General features: G+C 44.6%; 9 protein-coding genes. 6 read left to right on the top strand and 3 right to left on the bottom strand.

Annotated elements, in window-relative coordinates; all coding sequences use genetic code 11:
- Positions 1–711 precede the first annotated feature (711 nt).
- From GCHA_RS19565 to GCHA_RS19550, 4 genes are read left to right on the top strand one after another with little or no spacing between them, the layout of a single operon-like run.
- Positions 712–4,449 carry an ATP-binding protein gene (locus tag GCHA_RS19565; RefSeq protein ID WP_007991436.1) on the top strand — a complete coding sequence of 1,246 codons (3,738 nt, stop codon included), beginning with the start codon at positions 712–714 and terminating at the stop codon, positions 4,447–4,449.
- Positions 4,446–5,069, top strand: coding sequence for a condensin complex protein MksE (locus GCHA_RS19560; protein ID WP_007991435.1), 624 nt, complete (start codon positions 4,446–4,448; stop codon positions 5,067–5,069). Before GCHA_RS19565 ends, GCHA_RS19560 begins: the two co-directional genes overlap by 4 nt.
- A complete protein-coding gene (locus GCHA_RS19555; protein WP_007991434.1) occupies positions 5,066–6,340 on the top strand; it encodes a hypothetical protein in 1,275 nt (424 codons plus the stop codon). Before GCHA_RS19560 ends, GCHA_RS19555 begins: the two co-directional genes overlap by 4 nt.
- A gap of 5 nt (positions 6,341–6,345) precedes the next feature.
- Positions 6,346–7,245 carry a DUF7281 domain-containing protein gene (locus GCHA_RS19550; protein ID WP_007991432.1) on the top strand — a complete coding sequence of 300 codons (900 nt, stop codon included), beginning with the start codon at positions 6,346–6,348 and terminating at the stop codon, positions 7,243–7,245.
- 135 nt (positions 7,246–7,380) lie between these two features.
- On the opposite strand, the gene GCHA_RS19545 is transcribed toward GCHA_RS19550, so the two are convergent.
- A complete protein-coding gene (locus tag GCHA_RS19545; RefSeq protein ID WP_007991430.1) occupies positions 7,381–8,151 on the bottom strand; it encodes an IclR family transcriptional regulator in 771 nt (256 codons plus the stop codon).
- 245 nt (positions 8,152–8,396) lie between these two features.
- On the opposite strand from GCHA_RS19545, the gene GCHA_RS19540 reads away from it, so the two are divergent.
- Together GCHA_RS19540 and GCHA_RS19535 are read left to right on the top strand one after the other, a co-directional pair.
- Positions 8,397–9,179: a phytanoyl-CoA dioxygenase family protein gene (locus tag GCHA_RS19540; RefSeq protein WP_007991428.1), complete on the top strand. Its 783-nt coding sequence runs from the start codon at positions 8,397–8,399 to the stop codon at positions 9,177–9,179.
- On the top strand, positions 9,180–10,319 hold the full coding sequence (locus GCHA_RS19535) for an NHL repeat-containing protein (protein ID WP_007991427.1): 1,140 nt from the start codon (positions 9,180–9,182) through the stop codon (positions 10,317–10,319).
- 362 nt (positions 10,320–10,681) lie between these two features.
- Here the strand turns inward: GCHA_RS19535 and GCHA_RS22955 are convergent, their stop codons facing one another.
- Both GCHA_RS22955 and GCHA_RS19525 read right to left on the bottom strand, forming a co-directional pair.
- Positions 10,682–11,353, bottom strand: a complete 672-nt coding sequence (locus GCHA_RS22955) for a putative glycoside hydrolase (RefSeq protein WP_007991425.1) — start codon at positions 11,351–11,353, stop codon at positions 10,682–10,684.
- Between the two features lie 45 nt (positions 11,354–11,398).
- Complete coding sequence (locus GCHA_RS19525; protein ID WP_007991423.1) at positions 11,399–12,118, bottom strand: SapC family protein; 720 nt, start codon at positions 12,116–12,118, stop codon at positions 11,399–11,401.
- Positions 12,119–12,157: the final 39 nt, after the last annotated feature.

The following is a 12,157-nucleotide window of genomic DNA, read 5'->3' as shown; positions in this document are numbered from 1 at the left end:
TCAATTTCAACAAATACACTTAATGCACTGCTTGTGACGCGGGCGCTTGGCCGAAACTGTGCATTAGACGCGGTTTTCCCTTATCAACACTCAATATTCTAATTAAGCCCTCTTTATCACCAGAGCTGAAAAGTTCACAAACGCGTCCTGCTATTTATTTTGCAAACGAAGATAAAGCGGAGCAACAATTGAAATCTCAGCGAAATTAATTCTGGATGTCTATATACGTTACTTTCTTTGAATTATGCATCAGTAATTGCTGGTGAAAGTATGTGTATTGGGGAACTAATTCTAGAGTGTAAAAATATTATCATGGGTGTCCTTATAAATTCGGTGCTTATAAATTCGGTGTCCATGTAATATTTTTATCGTGGGTGTCCATGCAAGATTCTTATCATGGGTGTCCGTGTAAATTATTATCATGGGTGTCCGTGTAAGTTAATGTAAGTCTTTACAGCGAATGCTTCACTGAGTTGTTAGATCGTACTTGTTGTGAAGTAGAGGATGTCTTCGGTGAATCTGTGGATGTCTTCGGTGAATTTAGCAAAACTATTCGGCTTTGGTGGGGGCTTAAAAGATGCAGAAACAGAGGGTTTGTTTAACACTTGATATTCGAGGTATTCAAGTGGCTTAAATCTAGGTAAAATTTAGGGTTACGAAGTTAGCCAACGTGTTTGGTTTATGTTTTCTACCCCTGAGTAAAGGACGTCTATGCCTGGGTTACACCGCATCATTCTTATTAATTGTCACCTTCCTGGTTTTGTTGAACTTGACGTATCGGGTCACAGTAATATCTGTGGCACCAACGCATCGGGTAAAACCACATTGCAACGTTTGATCCCCGTTTTTTACGGTGAACTGCCAAGCAAGGTAGTCCCTAAAACCCGTAAAAAATTCGATGAATTCTATTTGCCACATGCCAATAGTTACTTAATTTACGAATATCAGCGCGAAGACGGTCAAGAATGCCAAGTGGTGTTAACGCGTAAAGGTAGCGATGGGGTGCAGTATCGTTTTATTGACGCGCCTTATAAGAGCGAGCAAATTCTAGTCGAAATGGAAAACGGCGAAGCTCAGGCCATGTTGCCAGAGCAGTGGATAAAACAACTCAGACAATTACAAATAGACTTCTCACATAAAATTCAAGCTACCAGTGAATTTCGCAGCATTATTCAAAATGATGCAAGTGTAGGTGGGGCAGGCCGTGAAAACACTAAATTACGGCAGCTGGCGGCGCGCTATAGTTTAGTCTCTAGTGCTCATCGAATTCGCCATATGGAAAAGCTCGTCAGTGCGGTGCATGCCAAAGAAGGCAAGATGGATACTCTGCGCACTATGTTGGCGGCTATTTTCGAAGAAGATGGTTTGGTACAACCCACCACCACGGTTAAAAACACTAAGGCTCGAGAGTGGATCACCCAAATGCGCCAGACCATGCGTTTGCAAAGTATGCAGGGTGATTACGAAAAAATTCAAAGCCAAACTGAACAGCTCAACGCCATAGAGCAGCAATTACTGATGCTAAAGCCACTGCTCGAAAAGGATTTAAACACCCTGACGACAGAGAAAGCGGACGGCCAAGAACAGAAAAACAGCTATAAAGCGCAGCAACGTACAGAAAAAGAGTTATTTGAACAAGCGGAAGGGGAACTTAATAGCCGTATCAGTGAAACGAATGAGCAGCTGTCTGCAAAATCGTCACGCTTAGATCACCTGCAACAACAGTACGAAAAGTACCAAGACTCAGATATAGAGCAGTTGCAAAAAGACATGGATGCATTGCCACTCACCCGTGAAGAATACGAACAAACGCTCGAGCATTACAACTTACTGATTGAGCAACACAAGGATCTGCAAAGCCAGCTTGAACAACAGAAGTTCAAATTATCTGAATCCCTAGAGCGTCTATCACGAAAGAATCAAGACAGCGTCAAAGTGATCCGCCAGCAAAAAGAAAACGTGCGCCAAACGCACCACGATAAAGAAAGTGCTCTCAGAAACCAGTTTGAACAGCGTAAAGAGCAACAATCGGTCGCGTTTGAACAGCAACTCATGGACATTGAGCGCAGTATTGTGCGCCAAGAACATCAAGCTAAGCATGCCTCTGCCACAGATGAAGAGATGGAAAACGGCGCTTTAGCTGACAAGCGTTTAGAGCTGGCTCAGCGCGCTTGGCAACAAAGCTCTAGTGCCAAAAAACAAGCGGAAGCGCTTTATCAACAAAGCCAGCAAAAACGTGATGAAGCTGACAAAGCATTGCATAGCGCTCGACTTGCTACTCGTCAGGGCAAAGACCGCTTACAACAATTACATAAACAGCTTTCACCTGAGCAAGACAGCCTGCGCCAGTTTTTACGAGACAACAAACCCGGCTGGGAACACAGCATAGGCAAACTGATTGTTGAACCTTTACTGGAGCGTAAAGATCTTTCGCCTCAACTGGTACAAAACGGTGACGAACAGCACTTATTAGGCGTACAAATTGATACCTCTGTTATTGATGCGCCTCCATATGCTCAGGATGAAACTGCACTAAGGGTCGCGCTTGAACAGGCGACCAAGCACGTATTAGCCGCCGAAAAAGAGCAAAAACACGCCGAATCGGAATTAGACCAACGACATCAAGAAGCGCAGTTACAACGTGAAATGGTTGCTGAGCGCAATCGCGCGTTTGAACAAGCCGAGCAGGAAGTTAGCTACGCACAAAATGCCAAACAACGCTACGCAGACGAACTTAAAACCGCGTTAGAAAAACGCCGCAAGCAAGCACAAGATGCATTAAGTAGCTTACTCGAAGAAAAGCAAAAAATTACCCAGCAAAAAGCGGAAGCGATTGCCGTGCTCAAGTCTGACTTTGACGAGCAATTGCTCGAATTTAAATCTGGTTGGCAAGACGAGCTAGCCGTGCTTGATGAGCAAATTGATGCACTGGAAAAACAAGTCGAACAAAAGCGCCAGCAAAACCGCGAACAAATTAAACAGCTAGAAGATGCGTTCAACCAAGAGTTAGCCAACAAAGACATAGATCCCAATACACTCAAGGAATTAAAACAAAAGACTGAAAGCCTTAAAACGCATATTCAAAGTGTTAGTAGTCGCCGTGAAGAGTTAAACGAATACAAAGCGTTCATGCAGTCAGATTGGTTAACACAGCGCCCAGTATTGCTGGAGCAAGAAGGCGAACTTAAAGCAACGGCTCAACAATTAGCGCAACAACAAAGTACGCTACAGCGCCAGTACCAAAACAAGCGTAGCGAGCTAAGCCAAGCTCTTACAGCAGTTGAAAAGCGCTTGAGCGCCTGCGCTGCCTTGATTACTGAAATTGAACCTATGGTTAGACAACTGGCTAATATCACCTTTTCCTTTAAAGCTAATGATGACACTGACATCAACTTAGGGGACCAAGCAGAGCGCATAAGCCGCTGTACCGAGGCTCTAGAGAGTCGCAGTCGCGGTGAGAAAAAACTCAAAGAAGCACTCACCGAGTTCGAAGCTAATTTAGGTAAAGACGCCGGCAAAGACTTTTTAGATACCATGCTACAAGCCTTTAGTGTGCTCGATGAAGATGCCAATGTGCGTGACCGCTTACCGATATTGCAACGTTTGTTGAGTATTTTAGCCTCACGCCAGCGCCAAATCGTTGAGCAAGGGGAAACCATAGGTGGCGACTTAAATAAATTCTTTACCGTTTTTAGCGATATCAACCGCAAGATATCACTGCAAAGTAAGCGCTTAACAGACGAAGTATCCGACGATTTAACCCTAGACGGAATTGCTCGCTCTGAAGTGAAAATTATCTCTACGGTGGATGAACTGAATTTCTGGACACCCCTTAAACGCTTCGCTCAGCAGTATGACAACTGGAATAAATCTGATGCGTTTTTACCCAGCGAGTCCTACCTCGATACGCTAGCGGATGTGGTTGAAGTATTGCCAAATGATGCGAATTACAGCATTGAGTCATTATTACGCTTAGAGCTGCACTTAAACGAAGGCGGCTCAGATCTGGTACTCAAAAACGACAGGCAATTACTTGAGTCATCCAGTCACGGTATGGCTTATCTGATTTTATGTAAATTCTTATTGGCCTTTACCCGCTTACTGCGTAATCAGGCGAATATTGATATTCATTGGCCTATCGATGAAATAGGCACTTTGGCGTATCACAACGTTGAAAAGCTTTTTGCGGCCTGTGATACCAACCACATTCACATTTTAGGGGCGTTTCCGAATCCTGAATCAGATGTATTAATGCTCTTTAAGCATCGCTATTTGATTGATAAGCAGCGCCAACGCCTTGAAAAAATTGAACCCAAACTCAGTCGTATTGCCGAGCGTTTGCAACAAAACAGTCGTTCAAACCATCACTCTGAGCAAATTGCAAAAGACAGTGCAAAAGACAACGCAGACGACAGCGCCAACAACGACCAATCACAGGTGACAGCATGATAGAAAATGGCCCATTACTCGAGCGTTTGCTAGAAGGCGAGTTTATCTGTGCAGTAACAGATGAGCACAGCTTTCATAAGCTGCAAAATGAACAATTGGTAGAGGATCTCAATCACTTTTTACGCCCGTTAAATCGTCGTGTGGCGAAAAGTGAAGACGGAGCGGTTTACTTTTTGGCCTACTGTGATTTGAATCAACAAGCGCGTCAGCAACTCAGCCAACAATTTAACACCACGGTGCAATCATTGTTGCCCATGCTTGAATGGATGCAACTGGTGCAAGAAGCCATGGGGCGCGACGGAGCCTTAAGCGCTGGCGATACCATTAAGTTGCAAGATTTCGAATCAAAAGTGGTGGACAACCAGTCTCTTATTCAACGCTTGGGGCAGCTTTCAAGTGATAAGCTGTTTAAGTCAACCAGTGATAAATCTGATATGCAGATCAAGCAGGTTTTTAAGCGTATTAAAGAATTAGGCTATTTATATCAGCCACACAAAGACCGTTTGTTTTACATAGTAACTGGTAAAGTCGAGCAGCTTATTGAGCTTGTGCGTTTTATTAAAGATGAAGAAAACGTGCCCATTGATGAGCATACTCCAGAACAAGAGGCCATGTTTTGAGTACGCTACATGAAGGCAAAAGCAGCGCCCAGAGCAATCCGTTATTTCAGCTAGGTAAAGAGCGCTTAGAGCTGATTGGTAAACATGCCGATGCACTCATGCAAGGGTATTTGCAGGGCCATGTGGACGAAAGCAGTTTTAGCCACCAAGCCCTTGAGAAATTAATTAATGGGCGAATATTGTGGCGCCCTGATGAGCAGCAACCTCTTAGTTTACGCCCCAATGTAAACGAATTAATTGCCGGCTTGACCCAAGATGAGCGCAAACGGCAAATTAATTCGGATGTAGGTGAGCATTTAGATTTAATTCACACTCGGGTGCAATCACTACAAACTGCCAGACAAAAAGGCGATTATGCCGCCAGCGAGCATCATATGCAGTTGCTAACTGAGCGAGTGCATGACATGACCGGCCAGTTTGGCGATGCCATAGAAAGCTTGTGGCATAGGTTAAATACTGAGTTTGGTTTTGTGAGTAGCTTGGACGACAAGATCCTTGAAATCGAGTTAGCCCAGCGACAACTAAGACGCATACTAGATGGCTTCAAAATCATTAGCTTTGAAGATCTGATTCAGCTAGCGGGCAGTGATGGCGCTTTGCGAAAGCTATTGGTGAGTCAATTACAAGCGCGCATATCAGAGCATTCAGGCTCATTATTAGAAGTACAGAAGCGCTTAGTGTTGTTGATGGCGCGTTTTCGCCACCAACAAGAGCGAGCTTTGTTGGTAAACCGCATGAGTGCGTTTTTGCGCCAACATCCGAATTTCAAAGTCGGTGATTACCCAAATCGCTCTAACGTACCCGAGGTCATCAATCAAGCGCACGGGATCAGTGCCCAAGGGTTTGTCGCCTTAGACAGACCACAAGACAGCTATGCGTTAGCTGAACTTGCCAGAGCCATACCGAGAGACTTAGTACCAGCGTCACAATCAGAAACGCAAACCCAAGGTTTTGCTACCGCAGTGCAAGACTTAGTCGCGACGGAGCAAAAGCAACTGGCCAAAGACGTAGAAGATTTCTTTTTACACGTGATCGAAAGTACCGAGGCGGTCAGTGGAGTCGATTACCTAGCTGAAAACGCGCTGCCATGGGAAGCCGAGATGTGGCTGTTTCAAATCGTTGCTGAATTCGAAGGTTTACCACAACAAAATAAACAAAGCTTTATGCTAGAAAAAGACAGTGCGCGAAAAAGCCCGTTTAACCATTTGCATATTATTCAAGATGTTAAATTGGGGATGCGTTTCTTCGGTGATTTTCAGGCGGTAGGTTAGGGCGCATGCCTGATGGGTTAACGCCAAAGGCAAAGTCACTGCTCAAAGAGCAGTATTTTGCCTTGTTGCATGATGAGCAAACCTACACCAGCAAGATTGCCACTGTGATGCAGATTCTTAGGTGGTGCGAGCAGGAGTATATTCAGCCAGGTCAGTGGTTGAAGCATCAAAAGCGCTATCGTTTTACGCGCTCAGGCATAGATGCCATCCGCGATACCTATTTAATGAGTTTGGGTGAGGATATCTTTGCCGACTTTAGCCAAGATACACGCCAAAGCGCGGCAGCAAAAAGTACAGATGAAAAGCAAGGTGTTATTAAACCGACGCAATCCTTGGTGCTTTGTGCACTTACTGATACAACCCCAGAACATAGCGCTACTGAAACGCTTCGCGTCTTTGCTCGGCAGTTTTACGCCAGTTGCCAAGTCAATGTAGAGCTGGATATTACTCGCGTAAACTTGGCTGATTTCGATAATTTACTGATGATAGAAAATCGCGATAGCTTTAATGATTGGCATATCTTTGAAAAGGCGATGCACCAACAGCTTGAAAAGTTATTGGTCATCTATCGCGGCGACAGTGTTTACAGCGCCGGGGCCAGTGCGCTATTGAAACAGTGGCAGCAAACACGACCACATAAACCGTGTATATACTTTGGTGATTTCGATTTGGCAGGTTTGCGAATTGCGGTATCCGGAGGTTATTCACAGCTTTTATTGCCCAGCGAAGACTGGCTCGTCAGCAATCTAGTCAAACAACACTACCCAGATGAACAGCGTAAATTTGCAGCTAATTTATTGAAAGCCTGCCCGAAGCCATGGCAAGAACTGTTGTCTCTAATGTGCGAGCAACAAGCTGGTTTACGCCAGCAAATGATGTATCAGCAAAGGTTAGTGCTTTATTAGTCTTGCTTAATGTTAGCCCTGCTTAATGTTAGAGCTGGCTACTGATAGCACAGGTTAAAAATAGCACTGGCTAATGCGCCGGCAATACGTTTTCAAACATGCACATAAGCGCAGAAATACAACAACGCGTTGAAATTAGCAGCCCAATTGTTCCGTGATGATCTGGGCAGTCTCTTGTAACTGGTTAATTAAACTGTCTTGCTCGACTTGTTTACCTAACTGGGTTTGCAGCGATGATACTGCAAGCGCGGCAATAACCTTGCCTTCAGGCTGGCCAATCAGGGTAGCCACGTCTGTAACGCCATCGATTAAGCTATTGGGCTGCACGCATAGGCCGTTTTCTCTAATCTGTGTTAGTTCTTTGTTTACGCTCAGTTGCTGTTTCTTATTCAAATCAGCATAACCGCTATCATGCTCTAGCAACATAGCTTGCACGGATGGGTTACTGTTGGCCAACAACACCTTGCCAGAGGTAGACGTGCGGGTTGAAAACAACGAGCCCTCAGTAATGTGCAGAAAAACTGGGCTGTGACTGCGTGCTTGAATAATGACCATAGTTTGACTTTGATACAACATACACAAGTAGCAAGACTGGCCGATTTTGACGGCGAGATCTTCCATGTAAGGCAAAGCGCATTGCCGCATTTGTTCAATCGGTGAAATGCTGCGAGACAAATTGTATAACTTGAATGAAATCCGGTATCGCCCTGAGGTCTCATCACGGAGTAAATAGCCTCTGGCTTCTAAGCCGACCAATACTCGGAATATTTCATTTGGGCTTCGCCCCAAACCTTGGGCAATCTCACTTTGCGAGCGAGGTAACTCTTGACTGGCCAAATATTCAAGGATGTCTAACCCTTTATCGAGGGCCGGTACCGCATATTTGGTCGTTGGCTTGTCACTCAATGAACATCACTCCATAGTTTCTTCATTCTGATAATACCTATTGATGGGCCTAATGCCTAGCAAAGCCATATGGATTAACATTTTTATCTGCTGGCTAAACGAGCATGACATTGATTTTTAATAATAAATTTTTATTTGTATATAAATATTGTATTTTTATATGAATATAAACTTGTGTGTAAAGCAAATTTGCGTCAACATTGTTAACAATTTACTACGGGTTTGATTAACAAGAGGACAAATCTATGAGCAAGATCACATTAACTGACCAGCAAATCGCAGACTTTCACCGAGACGGATACGTCATCGCTCGCGGCTATTACACAGCACAGGAAATCGCTCGTTTACAAGAAAAAGCGTTTAACGATGACTCTTTAAATGATCGTGCTTGGCACAAAAAAGATTCAGGCGGAGCAGTCAGTAAAGTCTGTTTGTGGCAAGAAACAAGTAACGATTTATACAGCATGTTTTCTCGTAGTCGTCGTTTATCTGAGGTATGTGAAACGCTAATCGGCGAGCCGGTTTACCACACCAGCACCAAGATAATGATGAAAGAGCCCTTTGTGGGCGGCGCATGGGAATGGCATCAAGATTTCGGTTATTGGCATCGTGACAACTACATGCTTTATCCAAAGGCTATCAGTTGTATGGTGGCTATCAATCGCGCCACAGTTGAAAACGGCTGTTTGCAGGTATTAAAAGGGTCTCATCATTTAGGACGCTTAGATCACAATAAAACCGGTGATCAAAAAGGGGCAGCACTTGATTTTGTCGAAGAAGCGATGAAGTTTCACGAATTGGTGAATGTGGAACTTGAGCCAGGGGATGTATTGTTCTTCCACTGCAATCTGTTACATAAGTCAAATCAAAACCGCGCGGCAGAACCCCGCTGGTCAATGATTTGCGCTTATAACGCGGTCAGTAATCAGTCGTTTCAAGAGAATGAAGCCAAATTTTACCCCTTTAGCCCAGTAGGGGATGACGCCATTCTAAATTGGCAAGAAACAGACGAAGCTAAGGTATCTTAAATGTCTGTTTTAGACGCTACGCAGCAAAATACTAAGCAACATAGCGAACAAGATACTTCTAGTGCGTTGCCGTCAGGGTGGGTGTTACCTAAAACAATGCGCGATCCCCATGGGATGATAGTCGGCCAAGGTAAATTTACCTATCGGGTAAATGCGCATTGGGGGCGGCTTGATCCCAATCAGACACCTGTGGAAAATTGCCATGGGCTGGATATTGATGCCAAGGGCAGGGTCGTCATGATCACAGACGACCCGCGCAATAATATCGTGATTTATAACCGCGACGGTATGTTACTTGATACTTTTAGCACGCATATGCCAGGTGGACACAGCGTGAAGATTGTCAACGAAAACGGTGACGACTTTATGTATCTTATCGATAGCGGTTGGGTGAAAAACCGTTTATGGGATGGGCATTCAACTGAAGCATGGGATTCACCGTATAATCGCGTTGTGGCGCAATCAGGGTTTATTGCAAAGCTAGACATGTCGGGACGCTTACTTTTCAGTATCGGGCATCCTCAAACGTATGGCGTATACCGGCCGGATCAACCTTTTAGACCAACGGACATTGCCATCAGTGAAAAAGGGGATATGTACGTTACAGACGGTTACGGCTCAGATTATTTATTGCAATACAACTCTCAAGGACAATTTATTCGCTGCTGGGGCGGCCACGATAATTCTGACCCTAATTATAATCTATCGAATACTCATGGTATTGGCATTGACACGCGAAGCGGTGCACCTGAGTTGATTGTGAGTTCGCGAGGCGCCCACTGCTTGAAGCGATTCTCTATGACGGGTGAATATATAGGTACGATTGATGCGAATGGCGCGTATATTGGTGGTCCAGTATTCAAAGGTGAGCATTTCTACGCGCCTGTATGTTGGTCGCATATTGAAGGCAAAAATCAAGATGATTCTGGGTTTATCAGTGTGTTTGATAAACACAATCGTGTGGTGGCGAATCTTGGCGGCACAGCGCCGGAGTATATCAATGGTCAGTTGCAGCCCATGCAAAGCACATGGGATGTGTTTAATCATTGTCATGGCTTGTGCGTCGATGAAGACGAAAACCTATACATCGGCCAGTGGAATGCCAACCAAAGTTACCCTATGAAGTTAGAGCGTGTGTAATACCATTCCACGTTAATAAGTGATGACTCAGCGAGAGTTTAAAAGGGCTTAAACAAGGCGTATGACTGAATGAATAGTTGTTCTCTTTCGAAGTCATGCAACGCAGTGTAAGCCCTCTTAAAACTCGCCTACAAGGAATGCCCCAGCGGCTTTTGCTCTGCGTTCTCACTATTTGAAAGGGAACAACCATTACTACATAGCGACGCCTTAATCAAAAACCGCTGGACGCATTCTGAGGCGGTCACTTATTAATGCGGATTGGTATAATTCTATTCCCATTTGTTGTTTAGGCTGAACGATAATAAACCCGCTATATAAGCGGGTTTATTAGCAAAGGGTCACAAGGTAGTCCGAGACGATTTTTAGCAGCCGAAGGCGCCTTCAGGCAGAGTGATCAGCGAGATACTGCGAATATCGATGTCCATTCGCCCCCCTGTATACAAGATGAACGGAGTAGTCACTTTACTCAGGTCAAAGTTACCGTCGTCAAAACATTTCACGGGAACAGGAACATTTAGCCATTCGTTTTGAGGGAGCCCTTTAAGCATACTTTTAAGGGGGATAGTACTGCGACATTGCCAATCCCAATTACACTCCATGGACAATTCGACATGTTTATTTGGCGCTTTGTTAATACGGAGGTTTAATAACAGCGCCATGTTTTTAGACGCTGTGGTTAAATCGGTGGCGTATTGACTATTTATCACATTCAGCGTGGAAACACTTTTATCTTCTGATCCCCACTGATTCTTTACGCCGCGAGGTCGCCAAACAAAATTAATCGCATTTACGTCGCCATCACTGACGGAGGCGACCAAACTTGATTTAGTGGTTTTCGCTTGTTTGTTTTCGATCTTGGTTTGGCCAAACTGTAGGCTCATTGCCCAGGGTTCAAGTGCTTCGCCGTGGTTAATAAGCACGCTTTTAACTTCTTGGGCATACAAGCCACCGTTAAACAGCATCAGGCACAAGCTGCTGGTCAATGTAACACGCTTTAAAGCTTTAAAAAGACGAAACGATAGGGGTGATGTCATGCAGATTCTCCGTGATTAATCGTTATAAACTGGGCGTTTTTTGTTCTATTTACTGGCCGTGTTTTGCGCATTGGCACGCTCAATCATCATTTCTAGGTGCGAACCTGAGCTCATGACCAAATGGCATACTTGTAAAACACCTTGGTCGTGGCAGGCTTTCAACGCATCACCCGTTAAGGCATTAAGGTTTTTTACGTTGACTGCATATAAGTCACTAAGCGTTATGTTGCCTTTATCTAGTGCAACGTTAAGCTCAACGCCCTCTAGTAAGTCATGTTCTACTAGGGTTGCTAGTACACTTCGGGTGTGTTCGCTGGCGCTGAGCAAATGGGAAAATAACCTTTGATGGTGTAAAAGGGCGGGTGTAGGCGAGTTATCGTGATTGTACAGCGCTTCCCCGTGTGTTGTTGAAAATTGTGGACTATGTGGGTCTATCGCTAAGTGTCCAGATTTAGTCGCCAGATCATCTGGGACATGCAACTGAAAGGGGCGTCGCTGAATATCCAGAGGCACGTGACGGGCAGTCCACTTGCCGTCACTAAGAAATAAATTCTGTCCTGATGCAAACCCTAACAGAGCCGCTAGTTGAAATTGGCCGCTGCGGGCTGATTTATAAAAGAATATGGGATATTCATGGGCCAGTAAAGCAAGTTCAGACGTCATGACTGTGGTTAAATTAACAGCAAAGCTAGGGTCCTGGTATGCCCCGCGAATGATCTTCAACTGGCTGTGTTCTGCTGGTGAAAGGAGTTCTAATGTAGCCATATTATTCTTCTTCTAATGTTTGAGTTAAAGCAAAGTGAT

It is taken from the genome of Paraglaciecola chathamensis S18K6 (genome assembly GCA_000314955.1).
In the GTDB taxonomy this organism is placed as follows: Bacteria; Pseudomonadota; Gammaproteobacteria; order Enterobacterales; family Alteromonadaceae; genus Paraglaciecola; species Paraglaciecola chathamensis.
Note: the sequence above shows the minus strand (reverse complement) of the source record. Positions and strands in the feature narration are given on the sequence as shown.

Excerpts from the sequence above, each read along its gene's own strand:
- GCHA_RS19565 (WP_007991436.1), top strand. The coding sequence starts at position 712 with ATGCCTGGGTTACACCGCATCATTCTTATTAATTGTCACCTTCCTGGT.
- GCHA_RS19560 (WP_007991435.1), top strand. The coding sequence starts at position 4,446 with ATGATAGAAAATGGCCCATTACTCGAGCGTTTGCTAGAAGGCGAGTTT.
- GCHA_RS19550 (WP_007991432.1), top strand. The coding sequence starts at position 6,346 with ATGCCTGATGGGTTAACGCCAAAGGCAAAGTCACTGCTCAAAGAGCAG.
- GCHA_RS19540 (WP_007991428.1), top strand. The coding sequence starts at position 8,397 with ATGAGCAAGATCACATTAACTGACCAGCAAATCGCAGACTTTCACCGA.
- GCHA_RS19535 (WP_007991427.1), top strand. The coding sequence starts at position 9,180 with ATGTCTGTTTTAGACGCTACGCAGCAAAATACTAAGCAACATAGCGAA.
- GCHA_RS22955 (WP_007991425.1), bottom strand. The coding sequence starts at position 11,353 with ATGACATCACCCCTATCGTTTCGTCTTTTTAAAGCTTTAAAGCGTGTT.
- GCHA_RS19525 (WP_007991423.1), bottom strand. The coding sequence starts at position 12,118 with ATGGCTACATTAGAACTCCTTTCACCAGCAGAACACAGCCAGTTGAAG.